Origin of the sequence: Aminobacter sp. SR38, assembly GCF_014843375.1 — a bacterium.
In the GTDB taxonomy this organism is placed as follows: Bacteria; Pseudomonadota; Alphaproteobacteria; order Rhizobiales; family Rhizobiaceae; genus Aminobacter; species Aminobacter ciceronei.
In genome coordinates this window covers 4270551-4293430 of record NZ_CP062112.1, presented here as the reverse complement: position 1 = coordinate 4293430, position 22880 = coordinate 4270551, and the positions used below count along the sequence as shown (strand labels likewise).

Genomic DNA, 22880 nt, shown 5'->3' with positions numbered 1-22880 from the left:
TCCCACGGCAGCGAGTGCCAAGCCGAGCGCTGATGACGGACGTGTTCCACGAAATCCCCGGCAATCCGGTACCCGAGCGGGCAACCGTCGGCCACTTCGACGCGCATGACGGCAAGCAGTTGCGTTATGGCTTGTTTCCCGCGACTTCGCACCCGTTCAAGGGCACGGTGATTCTGCTGCCGGGCCGCAACGAGTGTATCGAGAAGTATTTCGAGACCATTCGCGATTTGTCAGTACGCGGCCATGCCGTCGCCACCTTTGACTGGCGTGGCCAGGGTGCATCCGAGCGGCTGCTGCGCGACCGTCACCGCGGCCACGTCAAGACATTCGACCACTATGTCAGGGATCTCGAGGCCTTCTTCGAGCAGATCGTCTTGCCCGACTGCCGCGGCCCATTCTTCATCCTTGCCCATTCAAGCGGTGCCTTGATCGCCCTTCTCGCCGCACCGGCGATGATCAACCGCGTTCAGCGCATGGTGCTGGTGGCGCCGTTCCTGTCGGTCGTCGGCGCGCCGTTCTCGATGTCGGCGATCAGGCGCATCACAACGCTGCTGTGCTGGATCGGCCTCGGCAGGCTCTACGCCGCCTGGGGCCCGCGGCCGCGCGAAGGCACGCCCTTTGCTGTCAACAAGCTGACCAGCGACGAACGTCGCTATCGCCGCAACATCCTGCTCTACGAGACCTATCCCGAACTCTCCGTCGGCGGGCCGACGATCGCCTGGCTGCGGGCGGCTGCGACGGCCTCGGAAACCGTGCGCGACCCAGCCTTCATAGCCTCGCTCAAGGTGCCGATGCTGATTGTCACGGCCGGCGCCGACCAGGTGGTCTCGACGCGCGACGTCGAGCAATATGTCCACGGATGCCGTGTTGCCTCAATGCTGACCATCGATGGCGCCCGCCACGAGATCCTGCAAGAAGTCGACATCTACCGCGAGCAACTGCTCGCGGCGTTCAGCGCTTTCGTGCCGGGAACGCCCGTGATGGTCGAATAGCCTGCTTCAGCCCATCAGCACCTTCAGGGCCGCAGCATGCAGCTCGGGCGTTGCCGCCGCGATGATGTCGCCACCATTTTCCGCCGGGCCGCCCTCGAAGGTCGTGACGATGCCACCGGCCTGCTCGATGATGGGGATCAGCGCCACGATGTCGTAGGGCTTGAGTCCCGGATCGACGACGATGTCGACCTGGCCCGCCGCAACCATGGCGAAGGCGTAGCAATCGGTGCCGTAGCGCGCGAGTTGGACCTGGGTTTCCAGATGGTCGTAGCGTTTGCGCATCTCGCCCTTGAACAAGGCAGGCGTGGTCGTGAACATCGTCGCATTGGCGAGCGACGTTGTCTTGCGCACGGCAAGCTTGCGCGGCCCGCCCGGGCCCTCGTAATGCGAACCCTTGCCGTCGGCATAAAACAGCTCGCCGGTGAATGGCTGCGACATCAGGCCGGCAACCGCATCGCCCTCGACGGTTAGCCCGACCAAGGTGCCCCACACCGGCAGGCCGGAAATGAAGGCGCGCGTGCCGTCGATCGGGTCGATCACCCAGACATGGCTGTTGCCGAGGTTTTCGCTGCCATGCTCCTCGCCGAGGATGCCATGATCGGGAAATTCAGCGTTGATCAGCGCGCGAATGGCACGTTCGGCCTCCTGGTCAGCCTCGGTGACCGGATCGAAACCACTGGCCAGTTTGTTTGCCACCGCCTCGAGGCGGCGAAAACGCGGCAGCGTCTCGGCTGCTGCTGCAGTTGCGATCCGTCGCATGAACCCGGCGTCGACCATCAATCACCCCATCTCCAACTGTGGCGTGAATGACACGCCACGACCCCGCTCGGCAATAACCACATCACCGTGAATTAAAAAGCCCAAAGGCGCCTTGACTTTTGTGCAGCGCACAATAATCTCAACTTCGGACAGTTCTCCTGTCCATGCCCTCCTTGGGCGTTTCCTCCCTAGACTTCGACCGCTCTCCGGAGCGGTCTTTTTTTAACCGCCGGCCTCAGGCGGCTACTCTGCGGCCAATGGCAGGTCGAGGAAATGATAGTCTGGCATTGCCATGAGATCCCCGGAAAACCGGGCCAGATCGTCGGCAAGCGCATAAAATCCAGCGGATTTCTTGAACGTTCGTTCGTCCATATAGAGCCCGCGATTGATCTCGATCTGCAGCGCATGAAGCTTCCGGGCCGGGCGGCCGTAGTGTTCGGTGATAAAGCCGCCGGCGTAAGGTTTATTGTGCGCCACAGCATAGCCCATGGCCGCCAGCAGCCCGATTGCCCGCTCTGACAGAGCAGATGCAGCAGAGGTCCCGAAACGGTCACCGACGATGAAATCAGGCCGTGTGCCATTGTCGCCGAGGCGGACCGACGCCGGCATCGAATGGCAGTCGACGAGCACGGCATAGCCAAACCGGGCATGGGTCCGGGTGACCAGCCGCTTCAGCGTCTCATGATAAGGCTTGTAGACGGATTCGATTCGCCCGATCGCCTCCGACAGCGGCAGCCGGCCGGGATAGATATCCAGCCCCTCGCCCACCAGCTTCGGCACCGTGCCCAGCCCTCCGGCGACGCGCGCCGAGCGGACATTGGCGAAAGGCGGCACCGGCTCGGCGAACATCCGGGGATCGAGTTCCCACGGCTCGCGGTTCACATCGAGATAGGCGCGTGGGAAGTGAGCGGTCAGCATCGGCGCGCCCAAGGCGACGGCCGCGCCGAACAGCTCGTCGACATAGCAGTCCTCCGAGCGCCTGATCGCGACGGCATCGAGCCTGGACATGGCGAGGAACCGGTCGGGATAACAACGTCCGCTGTGCGGCGAATTGAACACGAATGGCACACGCTGCTCGGCACTCGTCCGGACTTCGAACGGCGGCAGCTCGGCGAAATCTTCGGCTGGCGTCATCTTTCGTGATGGACCTGCGAAATGCACTCACTCATCTATCGAAAGTGCCACCTGCGGCGGCCAGTGTCCAGTCGTTCAGGCGGTGGAAAGTCGGCTCTTATTATGCCTTTGCGTCACTCTGCTGACACGGCATTCACTTGATGTTTACCGTCCAGGACTCATATACAAGATGGTTAACGAAGCCCCTGCTGGGGGGCGGCTTCGACCGCTGATTCGGACGGGATACTTATGGCACGCATTCTTCTGGCAGAAGACGACGACGATATGCGTCGCTTCCTGGTCAAGGCGCTGGAACGCGCAGGTTACCAGGTAAGTGACTTCGACAATGGCGCGAGCGCTTACGAGCGGCTGCGCGAGGAACCCTTTTCGCTGCTTCTGACCGACATCGTCATGCCGGAAATGGACGGCATCGAACTGGCGCGCCGCGCAACCGAGATCGACCCCGATCTCAAGGTGATGTTCATCACCGGCTTTGCGGCAGTCGCCCTGAACCCTGATTCGAAGGCGCCACGCGACGCAAAAGTGCTGTCGAAGCCCTTCCATCTGCGCGATCTCGTCAACGAAGTCGAGAAGATGCTCCACGCCGCCTAAGCGTTTCCCCAGCGTCGCCAAGGGAATTGATCGCGCCGCTGAAGGAATTGATGATCCGGCGCGTTTTTCCGCCAAACACGCTATTGACGCGCCGGATCAAAAATGGTGTATCCGCCCCCATCGGATGGGCGTGTAGCTCAGCGGGAGAGCACTGCATTGACATTGCAGGGGTCACAGGTTCAATCCCTGTCACGCCCACCATCCGAACTCCCTGATATCACTTGGCAATATCGACCAGCGCCCGACGGACAGCCGGACTTGGCACAGTTGTTTGCGTCGCCCTTTTACGCCGCCCGATAATCCGGCGCGCTGTTGAGATAGCCCGCATAGGCATCGGCGTTTGGCGGCGCGAAGTTTTCGGCCAAGACGTTGCGCCGCCGTTTGGTTGCGCCGATGTCAGCCAGCAGTTCGTCGAAATGTTTGAAATGATAAGGCGCGACGCACAGGCCGCCATAGACGCCGGCGGCAGGGCGTTCGTCGCGCTTCCAGCGCAGCATCATCTCGATGTTGTCGGTCATCTCCTGGTGCGTCGGCTGACGCCCCAGCTTGCCGTCCGCATATCGCACCAACCAGTTGGCGGCGAGTTCAGCACTCAGAACAGTGCAGAATGACGAGTTGAAGCCGACGAAGCCCATGTCGGGCAAATCGGGGTTGGCGATGACGCGATAAAGCCGGTACTGCCCGTCTGGCTCGACAAGCTTGCGCCGGTGTTCTTCCGGCAGGAAGGGCACTCCGGATTTCCAGCCGACGGCGAGTATGGCCATGTCGGCCTTGACCCTCTCGCCGCCCGACAGGATCACCGTGGCCTCGTCATAAGCAGCAATAGTGCCCTGGATTGCCTTTATGCGTCCGTCGGCGACCATGTCGAAGAAGCCCGGCGTCACGATCGGCACCGAGCAGTTGATGCTGGTCTCGATCGGCACTTTTGGCCTCAGGCCGGTCTTCTTCAGCTTGAGCTGCAGCGAAAGCAGGCTTTCCAGCCCGCGCCAGTTGGCCCAGACGAGCGGCTTGGCCATGGCATGCGCCAGTCGCGCCAGCAGAGGCTGGTTCCAGCTCGGGAACATCACCTCCTGGGCACGGACATAGAGGATGCGCTTGAAGTTGATCAGGCCGCCGATGAAGTAGGGAATACGCCAGACCGGCTCGAGATAGACGATGGTGACGGCGGCTGCACCCGAATTGACGGCGTTGACGGCGATGTCTGTCGCCGACTTGGAGAAGCCGAGCACCACGACCCGCTTGCCCCGCACCGTCGCCGGATCGGTGTATTCGGACGAGTGCAGCACTTGGCCGCCGGCCGCGACGAACGTGTCCTGGCCTGGATGCACCAGTTCGCGTTTCTCGCTGAAATTACCTGTGCAGACGGCGACGAAATCAAAATCCCCAGTGGTCGTCGTGCCGTCGCCAGTTTCCAGTTCGACGGTCCAGCCTTTGGCGCCATTGCGTCGCTGCATGGAAACAACCTTGGTGCCGTAGCGGATCAGCGGCACGAGCCCGTTCTGCTCGGCGTAACTCTTGAGATAGGCGTGGACCTGCGTGCCCTTCGGCCATTCCGGATAGTTCTCCGGCATCGGCATCGAGGTGTAGCGATAGAGATCCTTCGGGCTTTGCGTCTGCACCTCGGGATAGGATCGCGACGGCTCCCAGACCCCGCCCAGGTCGTAACCGCGCTCGACGATTTCGACGTCATGCCCGCGCTGCCTGAAGGCGTGTGCTGCCGCAAGCCCGCTGACGCCGGCGCCGATGACGCAGACTTTCTTCTTCTCGACCATCTTGCTGTTCCTTGTGTGCCAGGATGCAGGGTTCGCAGGACGCGAGCCGGCCTTCGCACGCGACCCGTGTCGCGCGCGCCAGGCAGATTCCCGTTGGAAGCTGACAGCCTAGTCGTTGGCTTCGGGCGGCAGGAAATTGACCTCGTGCTGGGCCGAGACCTTCACCACCTCGGCCGGGTCGGCGAGGTTGTCGAGCCGGTTGAACAGTTCTTCCAGCATGCCGGCCGGCGACACCCAGAACAGGGCCTTGGTCGGCTTGTCGGACTTGTTGAAGTAGCCGTGCGGAATGCCCCTGGGCATGCGCACAAGATCGCCCGCCTTGGCCTTGACCCATTCGCCGTCGAGCTTGAGGTCGAGCTCGCCTTCCTGGACCAGGATGAACTCCTCCTGGTTCGGATGGATGTGCACGGGCACGAACTGGCCCGGCTCGCTGTTGGTCTCGAAGGCGAAGGTGGCGTCGCACACCGCCTTCGGGAAATAGACCTGTCCAAGGATATTCCAGGTCTTGCCGGCATAGCCGGTGCCCTGGCGCGTGATGCCCTTGGCGAGTTCATTGCTCATGTGATGCTCCCTTTGCTTTCGAAGGGCCTACCCGAGGCGACCCTTTCATTTGTTCCACGCAGAGATTGCTGCGGGTATCTCCAAAGCACTAGCCGGAATGCGCGATGACTATCCAGAAAGCGCAAAAAAGCTGTCGGCGCGACCTACTGCCGCTCATTTTCATTGGCAGCTGGAGGATCGGTGCTAGTCTGCCCGAATGCTGATGGAAGAGGCGTCCGTCCGAAGGGTACCGCTTTCAGACCATGTCTTGTTTCAGTCGAACGATCTCGACTGCGCCAGGGAGCGGGTCGCCCAGAAGTTTTGCAATCACCGACTGGACATCATCGGTGAGAGGGCAGCTTTTCGCGTCACGCACAATCATGCGCCCGGCGAGATGATCTCGCTGAACTATATCAGCTATGGCGCCGACGTGCTGATCGATCCGGGCGAACTCGGCGACTTCTACCTGATCCAGATGCCGATCTCCGGTTCAGCCACTGTCCGCAACGGCACACGCGAGTTTCTGACCGACCGCAGCGTCGCCTCCGTCCTCAACGCCGACCTGGCGACAAGGATGAAATGGTGGCAGGGCTGCGCCCAGTTGCTCGTCCAGGTGCGAAAGGCGCCGCTGCATGCCTTTGCCATGCGCTTGCTCGACCGTGACATTTCGGGGCCGCTGATCTTCGACCCGCTGATCGATTTTTCCAGACCCGAGATGCTGGCGTGGCGGCGCCTGGCCAATTCGCTGTTCCATGCCGCCGATGCGAAGGAACCGCTGCACGGCCCGGGCCTGCACAACGTTCTGCATGAGCAGCACCTGCTCGAACTGTTCCTGCGCAACCAGCCCAACAACATGAGCCTGTTCTTCAACGAGCACAGGCCGGGTGCAGCCCCCCGCCACCTGAAGCGGGCAGAAGAATTCATCCGCACCAATGTCGCGGCACCCATCGGTCTGCATGAGATTGCCGAAGCCGCCGGCGTAGCCCCCAGGACCTTGCAACTGGCTTACCGCAACGCCTTCGGCATCTCGCCCATCCGCGCCCTGACCCGCGAACGCATGCGCCGTGCCCGTTTCGACCTCGTGGCGGGCGAAGCCAGCGTCACCGACGTCGCGCTGAAGTGGGGCTTCACCCATTTCGGCCGCTTCGCCGCCGAGTACCGGCACGAGTTCGGCGAGCTCCCTCGCGAGACGAGAAAAGCCAGCGCTCTGCCGCAATAGCTTGCAGGCGCTTGGCGCAACGCTTTACCCTCCTTCCCGACAAGCAAAACCGCCAGATGGTGTTCGTCGCCCGAGTCACTCGACAATCACTGGAGCATACCCATGTCCGACCTCCCCCGGATGGCGTCGCCCTTGCAGGCGATCCTGATGTCGGAGCTATCAAGGGGAAACAGTATTCTCTCGGTCGGCGACTGGCCGCCGGGCTGTCGACTGTTCGTCATGCTGGCGCGTCCGTTCAGGAAGACATACGCCATGTCTGGCGATGTGGAATATGCCTTGGTCAACGACCCGCACTATTGGAAAGCCGAATATCGCTACAGGAACGGCGAGGAATGCCTTGCCTGCGGTTTCTAGGTCTGTTCTCGACCGAAGCTGAGGCACTCAACATGTATACAATTAGCATAGCCTCCTGAGGCGCAAGCCGCCCCGGAAAACCACGCAATGATTGGCTTTACGCTGCAGCCCGTTGCAGCGCAGCAAAATCCCAAATCGTTCAAATGCTTGTGCTGCCAGCTAGGATAGCCCGGGCATCCGTGCGCAAACCCGCCGCCATCAGTCCTGCGACGGGCGGCCACTCGTATTCGTCTATCCCGCAAAATCGCCGGATACCGTGTTGACAACAGCAAATTACATCCAATACGAATACATGATAGTATACAATTTTAGGCTGGGAACTACCGACACCCGGCGAGGCCAGCGGCTTCAGAGGATCGCATGAGAATTAAGCTCATCAATCCCAACACCACCCAGTCGATGACCGATCTCATCGGTGATGCGGCGCGGGCGGTTGCAGCACCGGCAACCGAGATCCTGGCGGTGACCTCCCGCTCCGGCGCCGCCTCGATCGAAGGCCACTACGATGAAGCGATGAGCATCATCGGCCTTGTCGACGAGATCATGGATGGGCCGGCCGCCGACGCCTACATCATTGCCTGTTTTGGCGATCCCGGTCTGCTTGCGGCGCGCGAGATATCAGGCGCGCCGGTGTTCGGCATTGCAGAAGCCGCCATGCACGCGGCAAGCTTCGTCGCCACCGGCTTTTCAGTGGTGACGACGCTCGAACGCACGCGCATCATCGCCGAACAGCTGGTCCGCAACTACGGCATGCAGCATCATTGCCGCCGCGTGCGCGCCACCGACGTTCCGGTGCTGGAGCTGGAAAAGCCGGAATCGAACGCCCGCGCGATCATCCTTGCCGAGTGCGAGAGGGCGCTGTCCGAAGACCGTTCCGAAGCAATCGTGCTCGGTTGCGCCGGTATGGCTGATCTTGCGCATTATCTCGAAGACCGGCTGCAGGTTCCCGTCATCGACGGCGTGGTTGCCGGCGTCAAATTTGCCGAGGCCATTGTCGGCATGGGCCTGAAGACCTCCAAGCGCGGCGATCTCGCCTATCCGCTGCCCAAGACCTATCGCGGCAAGCTCGCCGGCTATGCACCCGAAACGCGCCTTGCAAACGCCGGAACGACGAGAAAGGTCAGTTAGGCCAACGGTTTGAACAGCGTCTTGAAGTCGACGCGCACGGGGTGGTCGGACAGGTCGATCTGAGCCTCGATATGACGGAGATGGTGGTCCATGTACTGCGCAGCTTTCTTGCCGTCCCGCCGCTTCAGGGCGTCCACGATCTCCTTGTGCTCGCTGTACGAGCACGGCACCGCACCCGGCGATTCGTACAGCGCGATGATCAGCGACGTGCGCGACACCAGTTCGTGCACGAAGTCACGCAGCACCTCGTTTCCGGCAAGCGAAGCGAGTTCACGATGAAAATCCCCGGAGAGCTGCAGCCGCCTATGTTTGCTGTCTTGCTCGACTGCCTCCGCCTCGGCGCTCACCATGGCCGTCAGCCGATCGACGTCTTCCCTGGTGATCGTCGAGGCGAGCTTTTCCGCGAGGATGCATTCCACGCCGCGCCTGGCTTCGAACACCTGCCGCGCCTCCTCGATCGAAGGCTTGGCGACGAAGGCGCCCTTGTTGGGGATCAGGTCGACCAGCTTCTCGTGCGACAGCCGCTGCAGCACTTTGCGGATGATGGTGCGGCTGACGCCGAAGGCAGTCGCCAGCGCATCCTCCTGCAAGGGCGTGGCCGGGCGGATCTGGTGGTTGATGATCGCCGCGTAGATTTCGCCGTGAATATGCTCGTCGGTCGGGCCGCCACGCTTTTTGGTCTTGCCGCTCTGGCTCGACGAAACGGCGGTCTTCGAAGCGCGGGGCTCGCGTAGCATGTCACGATCCTGGTGAATTGGCCTGGTGAATTGGGCATAAGGAGGAATTGGTATGTATTCTATCCTCTACAGTTGCTGCTTGGAACATGCCTTTTCCCTTGGCACAACCCTTGAACGCATGGCGGTGCTCCCATGACTGGACTGGCCTTTGATCCGGGAGCGGCGGCGCAAGCTGCCGCCGTCCTCGATGTACACAATCTGCGCATCGAGTTTCCGCTGCGCCAACGCTCGCTCGTCGCCGTCGACGACGTTTCCTTCAGCATCGGCCAGGGCGAAATCCTCGGCGTCGTCGGCGAATCCGGCGCCGGCAAGTCGCTAACCGGAAGCGCCCTGATCGGGCTGCTGCAGCCGCCCGGGCGCATCTCGGGCGGCACCGTCCATCTCTCCGGCCAGCGCATCGACGACCTGCCCCAGGCCGAACAGCGTAAGCTGCGAGGCCGCCACATCGGCGCGATTTTCCAGGACCCGCTGACCAGCCTCGACCCGTTGTTCACCGTCGGGCGCCAGTTGACAGAAACCATCCGCGCGCATCATCCGGGCAATGCCGAGACCGCACGCACCAAGGCGCTGCAGCTGCTGCGCGAGGTCGGCATCGCCGATCCGGAAAACCGCTTCAGCCAGTATCCGCACCAGTTCTCGGGCGGCATGCGCCAACGCATCGTCATAGCACTGGCGCTTGCCGGCGAGCCGGAGCTGATCATTGCCGACGAGCCGACGACGGCACTCGACGTTTCGGTCCAGGCCCAGATCATCGGGCTGTTGAAGCGGCTTGCGGCGACCCGTGGCACCGCGATCATGCTTGTCACCCACGACATGGGTGTCATCGCCGAGACCGCCGACCGGGTCGCGGTGATGTATGCCGGCCGCGTCGTCGAGATCGGACCGGTCGACGAGGTCATCCACCGGCCACGCCACCCCTATACTGCCGGGTTGATGGGCTCGATCCCGTCGCTCAATCGCAAGGCCGACCGGCTTGCCCAGATCGATGGCTCGATGCCGCGCCTGGGCAGCTGGCCGGAAGGCTGCGCCTTCAATCCGCGCTGCCGCAAGGCCGGAGACCGCTGCCGCAGCGAACTGCCCCGGCTCGCCGATGCCGGCGGCACAGCCGCCGCCTGTTTCATCCACCAGGGCGGCACGACGCTCTGACGGCAGAACAGCCGCCCCAAGGATGGCGCTGCCGCGGTCTGAACATGGCCTTCGATTTCGATAGCGTCGCCCGTTGCGACGGCGCTGGTTTCGCCACGCCCATGCCCCTGCCAAACAGCTCAAATTTCAGGCATTGTTTGTATACAATTGATGCCATTTTACGCATACAACACTGTAGACGAAGCGTATTCGATGTGAAATCATCCCTCCTGTCGGCTCTCAACAGGCTAGGCTCCAAGTGACAAGTGCTCGAGATCAGAACGGATCGAAATGGGCATTCCCCGAACCTCGGGGGATGAGAGGATCGCGGTTTCGTTCCTGTCACGCCGGCCACACAGCCTTGTTGAACCAGTTCTCGAACCCGATGGATGCGGCGGCTTTCGGCATGCTCGACACCCTGGCCATCGGCATGCCGACGCCCGAACGAGACAAGACAAGTCCAACAATCAAGAACTGTGTGGGAACAGCCGATGAACCGTTATCTGAAACTCCTTCTCCTCGCCTCCTGCGCCGGCCTCGCCGTCAGCGCGGCTGAAGCCAAGACGCTGCGGTTCGCTGAATCGCAGGAAATCAGTTCGATGGACCCTCACGCGGCGCGTGAGGATTTCACGCTCAGCCTGATCGGCAACGTCTATGAAGGCCTTGTCCGCTGGAACAAGGAGCTCAAGATCGAGCCGGCCCTGGCCGAAAGCTGGGAAACGCTGTCCGACACTCAGTGGCGCGTCCACCTGCGCAAGGGCGTGGAGTTCCACAACGGCAACCCGTTCACCGCCGACGACGTGATCTTCTCCTATGAGCGTGCCGGTTCGCCGGGCTCGCCCTTCGCCGGCCTGCTCGAGCCGATCGCCGGGATCGCCAAGGTCGACGACCACACCATCGACATCACGCTCAAGCGCAAATACGCGCTGCTGCTCAACGATTTCGCCGGCTGGTACATCCTCGACAAGGAATTCCAGGAATCGATCGGCGCCCAGAAGCCGCTCGACCTGTCGACCAACACCGGCGGCGCGATGATCACGCAAGGGATCGGCACCGGACCGTTCAAGGTCGCCAGCCGCGAGCCCGACGTGAAGACCGTCTTCGTTGCCAACGAAAAATGGTGGGACAAGCGCGAGCACAACATCGACGAGATCGTCTACACGCCAATCGCCAACAATGCCACGCGCGTCGCGGCCCTGCTCTCCGGCGAGGTCGACTTCATCCGCAACGCGCCGCCGCAGGACGTCGCGCGCATCGAGGGAACACCCGGAATGCAGATCATGCGCGCGCCACATCTGCGCAACATCTTTTACGGCATGGACCAGCAGTCCAAGACCTTGCCCGGCCTCGATTCCAACCCGCTCGCCGACGTACGCGTCCGCAAGGCGATCTACCAGGCCATCGACATCGACGGCATCAAACGCTCGATCATGCGCGACAACAGCCGCCCCTCGGCGATCATGATGGCGCCGCAGTTGCCCTTCTACGACGCCAGCCTCGACGTCCGCTTCCCCTTTGATATCGAGGCGTCGAAGGCACTGCTCAAGGAAGCGGGTTATGCCGACGGCTTCACCTTGCCGATGGATTGCCCGGCCGGTTCGTTCATCAATGACGAGCAGATCTGCCAGGCAACTGTCGGCATGCTCGCCAAGGTCGGCATCAAGGCGCAGCTGACGATGCACCCGCCTGTGCAGTTCGACACCGAGCTGCCCGCCGGCAAATACTCTTTCTACATGCTCGGCTGGGCCGGCCTGCCGACGCTGGACGCCTACAACATCATCTCGGCGACCTTCCACACACCCACCGGCGACCTCGGCGCCTGGAACCCGAAAGGCTATTCCAACGCCCGCGTCGACGAGCTGATCCCGCAGATCGGCACCGAATACGACACCGAGAAGCGCCAGGAGATGATCTCCGAGGTGATGAAGCTGCACCGCGACGAGGTCGGCAAGATCATGCTGCACCAGCAGTTCCTGACCTGGGGTATGAGCGACAAGGTCCACGCCATCGTACCAGCCGACGAATACACGCGGTTCTGGTACTACACGATGGACTGACGATTGATCGGAGGCTGGGCGCCACGCGCGCCCGGCCTCTTCTCCATTTCAGAGGCTGAGATGATTTCCTTGCTCGCCACGCGACTGACCAGCGTCATCCTCGTGATGCTGGTCGTGTCGGCGCTTTCGTTCTCGATCTTCAATTTCCTCGGCGACCCGGTGAACAACATCCTCGGCGTCAACGCCACGCTTGCCCAGCGCGAGGACCTGCGTGTCGCCCTTGGTCTCGACCAGTCGACTTTCGTCCAGTTCTGGCGCTTCGTCGAACGTGCCGTGGTCGGCGATTTCGGCATCTCCTATCGCAACCGCCAGCCGGTGGTCGACCTGATCCTGGCCCGCCTGCCGGCGACGCTGGAGCTTGTCATGTGCGCGACCGTCATTGCCCTTGCCATGGGTATCCCGATGGGCGTCTATACGGCGCTCAAGCCACGTGGCCTGTTGAGCCGCAGCCTGCAGTTTGGGTCGCTGCTCGGCATCTCCATGCCGCAGTTCCTGATCGGCATGCTTCTGATCCTGGTGTTCTCCGTCGAACTGCGCTGGCTCTCGGCCTTCGGCCGCGGCGAGGTCGTGACGCTGGGTTGGTGGACGACTGGCCTGCTCACCACATCAGGCATCAAGGCTCTGATCATGCCGACCATCACGCTCGCAGTGTTCCAGGTGTCGATGATCATGCGGCTTGTGCGCGGCGAAATGCTTGAGGTGGTACGCACGGATTTCGTCAAGTTCGCCCGCGCCCGCGGCCTGTCTGACCGCGCCGTCTATCTGACGCATGCGCTGCGCAACAGCCTGTTGCCGGTCATTACCATCACTGGCCTGCAGATCGGCTCGCTGATCGCCTTCGCCATCGTCGTCGAGGCGGTCTTCCAGTGGCCCGGCATGGGCATGCTGATCCTGCAGGCCATCGAATTCGCCGACTTCCCCGTCATGGCCGCCTATCTCGCCTTCGTCGGTTTCAGTTTCGTCACGATCAACCTGGTCGTCGACCTTATCTATCTCGCCGTTGATCCAAGGTTGCGCGCAAAATGAGCCAGCTCGTCCTCCGACTGAAAGCCTTTGGCAACAGCGAACTGGCCTGGCGTTTCAGGAACTCGCCGCCGGTCATCTTCGCCGCTGTCGCGCTGATCGCGCTGGTGTTCTGTGCCGCCGCCGCAAGCCTGATTGCGCCTCACAATCCGTTCGATCCGGCCACGCTCAACATCATGGACGCCCGCCTGCCGCCGGCATGGATCGACGGCGGCAGCTCGACCTACCTGCTAGGCACCGACGAGCAGGGCCGCGACATCCTCTCCACCATCTTCTACGGTATGCGCGTGTCGATCCTGGTCGGCATCGCCGCCGTCGCCTTCTCGATGACCATCGGCGTCGCACTCGGCTTGATCGCCGGCTATCTCGGCGGCTGGGTCGACACGGTCATCATGCGGCTCGGCGACATCCAGCTCAGCTTCCCGACCATCATGATCGCCTTTTTCATCGACGGCGTCGCCAAGATCGTCATGCCGATCGGCATGCGCGAGGAGATGCGTTTCTACGTCGTCATCCTGGCGATCGGCGTCGCCGACTGGGTGCAGTTCGCCCGCACCGTGCGCGCCGCCACCATGATCGAGCGCCGCAAGGACTATGTCGCCGCAGCCCGCATCAGCGAGGTCGGCAACGTCCGTATCCTGCTTGCCCACATCCTGCCCAACACCATCGGCCCGGTGCTGGTGCTGGCAACGCTCGGCCTCGGCGTCGCCATCCTCACCGAAGCGATCTTGTCCTTCCTCGGCCTCGGCATGCCGCCGTCGCAGCCCTCGCTCGGAACCCTGATCCGCGCCGGCAACGACCTGCTGCTGTCGGGCGAATGGTGGATCTCGCTGTTCCCCGGCGCCGCACTCGTGCTTCTGGTGCTGGCCGTCAACATCGTCGGCGACTGGCTTCGAGACGTCCTCAATCCTCGCCTTCGCTAAGACCACGGAACAGCAATCATGACCAACCTTCTGCTCACCAATGTCCGCCCCGATGCCGGGAGCGCGGGCAACATCCTGATCGAGAACGGCCGCATCGCGGCGATTGGCAGCAATGTGACGGGCCCTGACGGCATCACGGTCGTTGACGGCAAGGGCGCGATCGCCATTGCCCCCTTCGTCGAGGCGCATGTCCATCTCGACAAGATCCTGTGGGGCCTGCCCTGGCACAGCATCAATGTGCCGGATTCACTCCGCGCCATGATCGACAACGAGGTCGAGATCCGCCGCAGCTTGCCCTGGTCTGTCGCCGAGCGCGCCGGCAATCTGATGCGCCAGTGCGTCGCCAACGGCTCGACCCACATTCGCAGCCATGTCGACATCTCGCCCGAATACAAGCTCGACAATCTGCATGGCGTGCTCGCCGCATGGGAAAAGACCAAGCACGCCGTCGACCTCGAGATCGTCGCCTTCCCGCAACTCGGCATGCTGATCGAGCCGGGTACGGCAGAGCTTATGGAAGCAGCCCTTGACGAAGGCGCCTCTGTAATCGGCGGCATCGACCCGGCCAGCGTCGACGGCGACGCGAAGGGCCATCTCGACACCATTTTTGGCATCGCCCACCGCAAGCAGGCCAAGATCGACATCCACCTGCATGAGCGCGGCGAGCTCGGCCTCTACGAACTCGGCCTGATCGCCGAGCGCGCCAAGGCGCTTGGCATGCAGGACAAGGTCATCGTCAGCCATGCATTCTGTCTCGGCACAGCATCGCGCGACGAGCTCGCCCGCATGATGGACCTGCTCGCCGAGGCCGGCATCGGCATCATCTCGGCGGTGCCCGGCGACATCCCCTTCCCGCCGATGTTCGAGCTTGCCGACTATGGCGTGCGTTGTGCTGTGGCGTCGGATTCGTTGCGCGACACCTGGAACCCGCATGGCAATGGCGACATGCTGGAGCGCTGCTGGCTGTTGTCCTGGCGCAGCAACTGCCGCACCGACGCCGAGCTGACGGCTGCCCTCGACATGGGTACGAAGCGCGGCGCCGACCTGCTCGATCTCGCCGGCCATGGGCTGGATGTCGGCTGCGACGGCAGCCTCGTGCTGATCGAAGGTGAAAACCAGGCCCAGATCGTCGTCGACCGGCCGAAGCGCGCACTGGTGGTCAAGCGCGGCCGTATCGTCGCCCGCGACGGCAGTTGGATCGATGGTGGCGGCGCATGAACGCAATCGTCACCGAACAGCCCTTGCTCAAGGTCGCCAATCTCGGCCGCACCTTCGACGTCTCCGCACCCTTCCTGCAACGCCTGGCAACCGGCGCCCCGCGTCGCAGCGTCAAGGCCGTCGACGGCGTCAGCTTCGCCATTCGCCCCGGCACGACCTTCTCGCTGGTTGGCGAATCCGGCTGCGGCAAGTCCACCGTCGCACGCCTCGTCGCCGGACTGGAAAGGCCGACCGTAGGCGCCGTCGAGATCCGCAAGGACAGCGGCGAGCGTGTGCGCTTGCAGATGGTGTTCCAGGATCCGGTCGGCAGCCTCAATCCACGCTGGCGCATCGGCCAGAGCATTGCCGAGCCCATGGCGCGAAAGCTTGGCCGCATTGAGCGCCGCAAGCGCATCGGCGAGCTGCTGGTCACCGTAGGCCTGGCACCCAGCGACGCCGACAAATATCCGCACGAATTCTCCGGCGGCCAGCGCCAGCGCATCTCGATCGCCCGCGCGCTTGCCGCCGAGGCCGAGCTGCTTTTGCTCGACGAACCGACATCCGCCCTCGACGTGTCTGTGCAGGCACAGGTGCTCAACCTGCTCAAGGAGCTGCAGCAGAAACTAGGGCTGACCTATCTGTTCATCAGCCACAATCTGTCGGTCGTGCGTTTCCTCACCGACCGCATCGGTGTGATGTATCTCGGCCGCCTCGTCGAGGAAGGACCGGGCGAAATCATCCTCGAAAACCCGCAACACCCCTACACCAGGCTGCTGCTCGAAACCGTGCCCGACCTCGAAGCGCCGAAGCGCGACCGCGCGCCCTTGGGCGGCGACATTCCGAGCCCGCTCAACCCGCCCAGCGGCTGTACCTTCCACCCGCGCTGCCCGCTGGCGATGGACGTCTGCAAGAAGGAACGGCCGGAACTAAGGCACTCGGCAGCCGGCGCCAACGTCGCCTGCCACGCCATTCAAGACTGAGCAGCAAGGCACAACGCAAGGCCAGTTCCCGCACATTAGATCCGAAAGGTTGCCAACCTTCGGCATGCGCCGGCCGTTCATTCGGGCGGTCGGCAAAGAAGGGCTCGACCTTTCGGTTGACGAGCCTCTCATCACACGCCAGAAAGTGTTCACCAAAGCCGCGCTTCGCCTTCTGGTTGCTCGCCACGGCTCTGCTGGACGGCCGCATGCCGGGCACCTGTCTTGGGCCTATGGAGCTTCGCACCCCATGAAAATTCCCAGGAAGCTCGGTCATATCTGGATAGGCCCGAAGCAGCAGCCGTCGCAGTGGATGCAGAGCTGGATCGAGCGACACCCGGACTGGGAATACACGCTCTACGACAATGACTTCCTCCGTAACGGCATGTTCAGGACTCGCGCCCAGATCGACGAGTACATGAAGCGCGGCGCTTATGCCGGTGCCGCAGACCTGCTGCGCTTCGAAATCCTGTACGCCCAGGGCGGCTACATGGCCGGAGCGGACAGCATTTGCGTCCACCCGGTCGATGAATTGTTCGATGACGGTGGAAGCCTCTACACTGTCTACGAAAACGAATTCCTGCGCGGCCAGTTGGTTGCCCCGATCGTTGCGGCTGCGCCGGGCCATCCATTCCTGGACCTGATCCTCTCCATACTGGAAAAGACACCCCCGGCCGAACTGGACCAACCCTGGAGGACGACGGGCAATCTGTTCATTGCCGAGCTGATCGAAACGCACCGTCCGGATATCGTCATCTGGCCCTCTCATATCCTCATTCCCGAGCATTTCATCGGGCGAAAATACTCCGGGACCGGCAAGATCTATGCACACCAGATGTTCGGAGAAACGACTGGCGCCTATCGATTCAGCTCGATCTTTTCCAACATGCTCGAATACCGGCGGCGTATCTATGCTTCGATTGCGCGTAAGCGATTGAGAGCGATCAAGAAGAAGAAGGCGGCATAATGAGCGCGCAGCGTGCCGTGGAACTACGTGGCGCGGATCGAGCGCCCGCTGGAGAGGGGCATTGATGTATCAGGCGTTCAGGAATGCCACCCGGTCCTTCCGCCGAAAGCATGGGCCACGGGCCATCATCGCTCGCCTCGGCAATGGCCTCCGGTTGAAGCTGGCGCAACTGAGACGTGGCCGCTCCAAGGCGCTGCACATCGGCATAACGGGCAGTTCGGCGAAATCAACGACCACCGCCCTGCTTGCGCACATTCTGGAGGGCCAGGGCAGCGTATACGCCCAAGTCTACGAGAACACGATCCCGCAGTTGGCAAGAACGTTGTGCCACGCGCCATCGCAGGCGGACTATGTCGTCGCCGAGGTTGGTGCCACCGTCAAAGGCTCGATCACGCCGATGGCTCACCTCCTCCGCCCTGACGTCGCCATCATCACCAAGGTCGGCCTGGAGCATTATTCGGCCTTTCGCGGCAAGGACGCCGTGGCTCAGGAAAAGGGAGAGCTTGTCGCGGCCTTGTCACCATCGGGGCTGGCTGTCCTCAATGCGGACGATCCGCATGTCATGGCAATGGCAAAGCGTACTCAGGCCCGGATCGTCACCTTCGGCCGGTCGAAAGGCGCCGACTATAGACTGGACGCTGCCGAGGCTGCTTTCCCACGACGCCTCAAAGTGACGGTGTCCTGCCGGAAAGGAAGCTTCGAACTGCAGACGGCTTTTGTAGGAGAGGAGTTCTGGATCGCGACCCTAGGCGCTTTCGCCGCCGCTGTCGAACTCGGCGTGCCACCAGCCTTGGCGGCATCTCGCATTGCCGGCTTTGCAGCCCCATGGAACCGCTGCGGCATCCTCGCCACCGCCGGAGGCCCCGCCTTCATCGTCGATACGGTGAAGGCGCCCAACGACAGCATTCCGGCCGCCATCGCCATTCTCCGCAATGCCCAGCCAGCCAACAAGCGCGCAGTGATCGGCTTTATCTCCGACTATACCGGTGGCCCGAGGAAGGGCACCGCACTTGCATACGACCTCGCCTACCAATGTTCGGACCAGTTCATCTTCGTCGGCGAAAACGGCCATCGCGCCCGCCCTACCGCAGAGGACAGGAACAGCGGCAAGTTCATCGACTTCCTCTTGCCAAAGGAGGCATCTGACTATGTCAAGGCAACCTCGCGGCCGAACGAACTGATCCTTCTGAAGGGGTCACAGACCCAGCATCTTGAACGGATCGCGCTCAGTTGGACACACGATGTCCAGTGCTGGGAAACCAATTGCGGCAAGTACATCGACTGTCTGCAATGCGGAATGGTCGAGGTTCCCTACCACGATCATCGCAAAGCCCGGAAAGCTCGTTCGCGGGCCATGCGGAACAAAGGCAGCCAATCCACGGACTGAGGGCATGCCCCCTCGAGCAGGAGTGACGGGCGAGGCCTGGCCCTCCGGGTGAAACTAGCTTATCTCGGCCCTGGCCCGTGGTCGGGTGTCGTTGCGCTCATATGTGAAAATCGCCGGTGGCAGCGGGTCGCGGTTGCGGATGATGTCGGCGCCTTTCTCACCCATCATGACAGTCGGGCCATTGGTGTTGCAGGAGGGCACGCGCGGCATGACCGAGCTGTCGCAGACACGCAAGCCCTCCATGCCATGTACCTTGAGCTCGAGGTCGACGACAGCCATATCGTCGGTGCCCATCTTGCAGGTGCCGACAGGGTGATGGTCCGTCTTGGCGTTGGCGCAGCCATAGTCGAACAGCTGTTCCTCGGACACCTTGTCCGGTCCGGGCAGCCGCTCGGCCAGCACGAACGGCTTGAGCGCTGCCTGCTGCATGATCTCGCGTGCAACCCTGAGACCTTCGATCGACATCTTGCGGTCGTGCGGATCGGCCCAGTAATTGGGGTCGATCAGCGGAGCCGCCGCCGGGTCGCTGGACGCGAGCCGCACCGTGCCGCGCGAGCGCGGATGCAGATAGGCGGAGTTGAGCGTCACACCCGCATTCTTGAGCCTGGCGACGCCGGCCTCGATGCCCGAACCAAGGCCGAGATGGAACTGGATGTCCGGCGAACGCGCGTCGGGATCGGCGTACCAGAAGCCACCCGTTTCAAAGAGGCTCGACGTCACCGGCCCGGTGCGGAACAGCACATATTGCAGTCCTGCCCACAGCGTCCGATGCAGCTTGGCGACGTTGTCGTAAGTGTGATCGCCGGTACATTCGGAAATGACGAACAGGTCGAGATGGTCCTGCATGTTTTCGCCGACACCCTTGAGGTCGTGGACGACAGGCACGCCGACGCTCTTCAGGTGATCGGCCGGGCCGATGCCCGACTGCAGCAGAAGCTTGGGCGAACCGATAGCGCCCGAGGACACAAGCACCTCCCGCTCCGCGCGGATGATTTCGGTGCCATTGCCGCTGGCGACCTCGACACCGACAGCCCTGCCCTTTTCGACCACGATGCGCGTCACCCGCGCGCCCAGCCGGACGGTCAGGTTGCGCCTGTCCTTGATCGGGGCGAGATAGGCCATCGAGGCCGACGAGCGCCGCTTGTTGCGCTGGGTCAATTGATAGAAGCCGACGCCGGCCTGCTGTTTGCCATTGAAGTCGTGATTGTAGGGAATGCCGAGCTCCTGGCCGGCGCGGATATAGGCATCGCAGATCGGCAGGGCAGCCGACGGCATCGACACGCCGAGCGGCCCGCCATAGCCATGATAATCGTCGGCGAAACGCTGGTTGTCTTCCGAGCGCTTGAAATAGGGCAACACCGAGCGGTAGTCCCAGCCGGTACAGCCGTCCTCGCTTGCCCACAGATCATAGTCTGCGGCGTTGCCGCGCGTGTAGAGCTGGGCGTTGATGCTGGAGCCGCCGCCGATCACCTTGGCCTGGGTGTAGCGCAAGACGCGGCCTTTCATGTGCTTCTGCGGCACGGTTTCCCAGCCCCAGCTCGCCACGCCCTTGGTCATCTTGGCAAAGCCCGCCGGCATGTGGAACAGCGGGTTCCAGTCGCCGCCGCCAGCCTCAAGTAACAGTACGCGCACATCGGAATCTTCGCTCAACCGGTTGGCCAGCACGCAACCGGCTGGACCCGCACCTGTGATGATGTAGTCGTAAGTCATCTCTGATCTCAAAGTCGCGCGACCGACAGCGCACCGTCAGCCCTGATGATGGAGCCGGTGGCAAAGCCGAAGCCGCCGCTGGCGAGTGCCGCCGCGATGCGGCCGATGTCGTTCGGCTCGCCCCAGCGTTTGACCGGCACGAGGCCGTCAGCGATCAGCCGGTCGTATTTCTCCGAGACTTTCGCCGTCATTTCGGAGCGGATGATTCCGGGCCGGATTTCGAACACGTCGATGCCGGTGCCGGCGAGCCGCAGCGTCAGCCCTTGGGTGAAGGCGGCAAGCCCGGCCTTCGACATGCAGTAGTCGAGCCTGTCGGGCGACGTCATCTCGGCCGAGATCGAGGTGATGTTGATCACCGAGCGCGGATGCAATGTCGGTGGTGCGATGAGCATGGCCCGCAGCACCGCCTGGGTGAAGAACACCGTGCCGCGCAGATTGACCGCCATGATGGCGTTGAAATTCTCGGGCGTCATCTCCAGGAAATCGCCGCGCACCCTGGACGCGACACCGGCATTGTTGACCAGGCAGTCGATCTGCCCGAAATGCCCGACGATCCTGTCGACCGTGCCGGCATGGCCGTCGAGGTCGGCAAGGTCGGAGGCGAGGAACAGCACGCGCGCACCGTGTTTCTCCAGCCCCGATACCGCCTCTGCCGAGGCAACGTCATTCTCGCGATCGGTGATGGCGAGGTCGAAGCCCGCCCTGGCAAGCGCTTCGGCAACGGCAAGGCCGATGCCGCGCCGCGCGCCGGTCACCAGTGCCACCGGTTTTGCCGCCACTTTCATGCCGCCAGATCCTTTTCAGCGATGTGGTCGGCAACCCGCAGCGCCTGCGCCGCGATCGTCAGCGCCGGATTGACCGCCGCCGATGTCGGCAGGAAGCTCGCATCGACCACGAACAGGTTCGGATGGTCGAAGGCGCGGCAGAAGACGTCGAGCGGGGCGTCCTTGGGGTCGCTGCCTATCCTTACCGTGCCGCACTGGTGCGACGGCGTGCGCTTGTCGAAGGCGCGTGAGACGACGACCGGGAAACCTGCGCTGCGCAGCACCTGCTTGAGCTTGGCCACCAGCCGCTCATGCGCCTGCCAGTTGCTGCGCACCCATTTCAGCACGATGCGGTCGCCATCGACCATGACCCGGCTTTCCGGCGACGGCAGGTCCTCGCTCATGGCGTAGAAGTCGATCGAATGCGCCGTTGTCAGATTCAACAGCCACTCCGGCACGGCGGGCATCGCGCCCTTCAGGATGGTACCCGAGATGCGCCCGAGCAGCTGGACGTTGCCCAGTGGCGGCCCGCCCTCGCCGTCGGAGAGATAAAAATCGTTGAAGCCGAAGGTCTTCTGGTAAACCGAGTCGTTGCGGAACCAGGGGCTCATGGCGATGACAGCCGTCGAATTGTGGTTCATGAAGTTGCGGCCGACCTGATCGGAGCGGTTGGCGAGGCCGCTGGGGTTGCTGTCGTTGGCCGAGCGCAGCAGAAGCACCGCCGATTGCACAGCCCCTGCCGACAGGATCACCAGCTTCGGTCGCAGCACTGTTGCCTCGCCATTGCGCAGGTAATGAACCGCAACGATCCGCCCGTCGGCGGCCGCCTCCAGACGCGTCACACGCGAGCCGGTCTGCAGCTTGACGTTCTCATGCTTCAGCGCCGCGGCCAGCGCCGTCGTCTCGGCATCCATCTTGCCGTCGAAGCTGTTGGGATGCGCATCCCACGGCGTCTTGCCCTTGGCCAGCCAGCGCTCGATATCGACACCGAGCGGCAGCGAAAAGGGATGCATGCCGTTGGCCTTGAGGCGTGCCCGCACCTTCGAGATCGCGGGCTCGTCGGCAACGGGCTTCAAGCCATAGGGCTGCGAATGCACGGGCTCTGTCGGGTCTTCGCCGAGCGTACCGCGCACCTGATAAAGCTCTTCGGCCCTGCCGTACCACGGCTCCAGGTCTTCATAGGCAATCGGCCATGCCGGCGACACACCGTCGAGATGCTGCATCTCGTCAAAGTCCTCGCGGCGGTAGCGTGTCAGCACGGCGCCGTAGAACTTCGAATTGCCGCCGACATTGTAATAGTTGCCCGGATTGAAGCCGGTACCGTCGGCCTCATACCAGGTCTCGTCAGGGCGGAAATGCCCGCGCTGGAAGATGGCGCGCTGGTCGCGGTTCTCCGGCCGGTCGGCGATATGGCCACCAGCCTCGAGCACGAGAATCTCCGCGCCGGCCGCGGCGAGCCCTGCAGCAACAGTGGCGCCGCCGACACCCGAGCCGATGATGACGATGTCAGGCTGTCCGGACATG

The 22880-nt window shown here is 62.8% G+C and carries 21 protein-coding genes and 1 tRNA gene; 14 read left to right on the top strand and 8 right to left on the bottom strand.

Annotated features, from left to right (window positions below):
• Positions 1-32: 32 nt before the first annotated feature.
• Complete coding sequence (locus tag IG197_RS21005; RefSeq protein WP_192314788.1) at positions 33-992, top strand: alpha/beta fold hydrolase; 960 nt, start codon at positions 33-35, stop codon at positions 990-992.
• A 6-nt stretch (positions 993-998) separates the two neighbouring features.
• On the opposite strand, the gene hisN is transcribed toward IG197_RS21005, so the two are convergent.
• Both hisN and IG197_RS20995 read right to left on the bottom strand, forming a co-directional pair.
• The gene (gene hisN / locus IG197_RS21000) at positions 999-1769 is read right to left on the bottom strand and encodes a histidinol-phosphatase (protein WP_192319899.1); all 771 of its coding nucleotides are present in this window, start codon (positions 1767-1769) and stop codon (positions 999-1001) included.
• A 225-nt stretch (positions 1770-1994) separates the two neighbouring features.
• Positions 1995-2885: an N-formylglutamate amidohydrolase gene (locus IG197_RS20995; protein WP_192314785.1), complete on the bottom strand. Its 891-nt coding sequence runs from the start codon at positions 2883-2885 to the stop codon at positions 1995-1997.
• 228 nt (positions 2886-3113) lie between these two features.
• Here IG197_RS20995 and cpdR point away from each other — a divergent pair, with 228 nt between their 5' ends.
• Positions 3114-3476, top strand: coding sequence for a cell cycle two-component system response regulator CpdR (cpdR, locus tag IG197_RS20990; RefSeq protein ID WP_018429348.1), 363 nt, complete (start codon positions 3114-3116; stop codon positions 3474-3476).
• Between the two features lie 126 nt (positions 3477-3602).
• Positions 3603-3677, top strand: a tRNA-Val gene (locus IG197_RS20985).
• Positions 3678-3760: 83 nt separating this feature from the next.
• On the opposite strand, the gene IG197_RS20980 is transcribed toward IG197_RS20985, so the two are convergent.
• A complete protein-coding gene (locus IG197_RS20980) occupies positions 3761-5248 on the bottom strand; it encodes an NAD(P)/FAD-dependent oxidoreductase (protein ID WP_192314783.1) in 1488 nt (495 codons plus the stop codon).
• A 108-nt stretch (positions 5249-5356) separates the two neighbouring features.
• On the bottom strand, positions 5357-5809 hold the full coding sequence (locus tag IG197_RS20975) for a cupin domain-containing protein (RefSeq protein ID WP_067958320.1): 453 nt from the start codon (positions 5807-5809) through the stop codon (positions 5357-5359).
• Positions 5810-6056: 247 nt separating this feature from the next.
• Here IG197_RS20975 and IG197_RS20970 point away from each other — a divergent pair, with 247 nt between their 5' ends.
• The 3 genes from IG197_RS20970 (at position 6057) to IG197_RS20960 (ending at position 8489) form a co-directional block, all read left to right on the top strand.
• The gene (locus IG197_RS20970; protein WP_246765208.1) at positions 6057-7007 is read left to right on the top strand and encodes an AraC family transcriptional regulator; all 951 of its coding nucleotides are present in this window, start codon (positions 6057-6059) and stop codon (positions 7005-7007) included.
• 102 nt (positions 7008-7109) lie between these two features.
• Positions 7110-7361, top strand: a complete 252-nt coding sequence (locus IG197_RS20965; RefSeq protein WP_192314779.1) for a hypothetical protein — start codon at positions 7110-7112, stop codon at positions 7359-7361.
• 360 nt (positions 7362-7721) lie between these two features.
• On the top strand, positions 7722-8489 hold the full coding sequence (locus IG197_RS20960; RefSeq protein WP_067958311.1) for an aspartate/glutamate racemase family protein: 768 nt from the start codon (positions 7722-7724) through the stop codon (positions 8487-8489).
• Here IG197_RS20960 and IG197_RS20955 read toward each other — a convergent pair.
• Positions 8486-9226: a GntR family transcriptional regulator gene (locus IG197_RS20955; protein ID WP_067958309.1), complete on the bottom strand. Its 741-nt coding sequence runs from the start codon at positions 9224-9226 to the stop codon at positions 8486-8488. The genes IG197_RS20960 and IG197_RS20955 overlap by 4 nt on opposite strands.
• Positions 9227-9358: 132 nt before the next feature.
• On the opposite strand from IG197_RS20955, the gene IG197_RS20950 reads away from it, so the two are divergent.
• The 8 genes from IG197_RS20950 to IG197_RS20915 all read left to right on the top strand — a co-directional run bounded on the left by IG197_RS20950 (position 9359) and on the right by IG197_RS20915 (position 18882).
• Entirely contained in the window at positions 9359-10372 is a 1014-nt protein-coding gene (locus IG197_RS20950) for an ABC transporter ATP-binding protein (RefSeq protein ID WP_192314777.1), read from the top strand.
• Between the two features lie 470 nt (positions 10373-10842).
• Positions 10843-12408 carry an ABC transporter substrate-binding protein gene (locus tag IG197_RS20945; RefSeq protein ID WP_192314775.1) on the top strand — a complete coding sequence of 522 codons (1566 nt, stop codon included), beginning with the start codon at positions 10843-10845 and terminating at the stop codon, positions 12406-12408.
• A 60-nt stretch (positions 12409-12468) separates the two neighbouring features.
• On the top strand, positions 12469-13434 hold the full coding sequence (locus tag IG197_RS20940; protein ID WP_192314773.1) for an ABC transporter permease: 966 nt from the start codon (positions 12469-12471) through the stop codon (positions 13432-13434).
• Positions 13431-14354: an ABC transporter permease gene (locus tag IG197_RS20935; protein WP_182575406.1), complete on the top strand. Its 924-nt coding sequence runs from the start codon at positions 13431-13433 to the stop codon at positions 14352-14354. The genes IG197_RS20940 and IG197_RS20935 overlap by 4 nt, the downstream gene beginning before the upstream one ends.
• An 18-nt stretch (positions 14355-14372) precedes the next feature.
• Complete coding sequence (locus tag IG197_RS20930; RefSeq protein WP_154386964.1) at positions 14373-15572, top strand: amidohydrolase family protein; 1200 nt, start codon at positions 14373-14375, stop codon at positions 15570-15572.
• The gene (locus tag IG197_RS20925; RefSeq protein WP_192314771.1) at positions 15569-16531 is read left to right on the top strand and encodes an ABC transporter ATP-binding protein; all 963 of its coding nucleotides are present in this window, start codon (positions 15569-15571) and stop codon (positions 16529-16531) included. Before IG197_RS20930 ends, IG197_RS20925 begins: the two co-directional genes overlap by 4 nt.
• A 49-nt stretch (positions 16532-16580) precedes the next feature.
• Positions 16581-17495: a glycosyltransferase family 32 protein gene (locus tag IG197_RS20920; RefSeq protein ID WP_246765207.1), complete on the top strand. Its 915-nt coding sequence runs from the start codon at positions 16581-16583 to the stop codon at positions 17493-17495.
• Positions 17496-17559: 64 nt separating this feature from the next.
• Positions 17560-18882: a Mur ligase family protein gene (locus IG197_RS20915; RefSeq protein ID WP_192314769.1), complete on the top strand. Its 1323-nt coding sequence runs from the start codon at positions 17560-17562 to the stop codon at positions 18880-18882.
• A gap of 54 nt (positions 18883-18936) precedes the next feature.
• Here IG197_RS20915 and IG197_RS20910 read toward each other — a convergent pair whose 3' ends face one another.
• Genes IG197_RS20910 through IG197_RS20900 form a run of 3 tightly spaced genes read right to left on the bottom strand, consistent with a single transcriptional unit; the run spans position 18937 to position 22879 of the window.
• The gene (locus IG197_RS20910) at positions 18937-20592 is read right to left on the bottom strand and encodes a GMC family oxidoreductase (RefSeq protein WP_192314767.1); all 1656 of its coding nucleotides are present in this window, start codon (positions 20590-20592) and stop codon (positions 18937-18939) included.
• A gap of 8 nt (positions 20593-20600) precedes the next feature.
• Positions 20601-21377, bottom strand: coding sequence for a 3-ketoacyl-ACP reductase (locus IG197_RS20905; protein ID WP_192314765.1), 777 nt, complete (start codon positions 21375-21377; stop codon positions 20601-20603).
• Positions 21374-22879 carry a GMC oxidoreductase gene (locus tag IG197_RS20900; protein ID WP_192314762.1) on the bottom strand — a complete coding sequence of 502 codons (1506 nt, stop codon included), beginning with the start codon at positions 22877-22879 and terminating at the stop codon, positions 21374-21376. Before IG197_RS20900 ends, IG197_RS20905 begins: the two co-directional genes overlap by 4 nt.
• Position 22880: the final 1 nt, after the last annotated feature.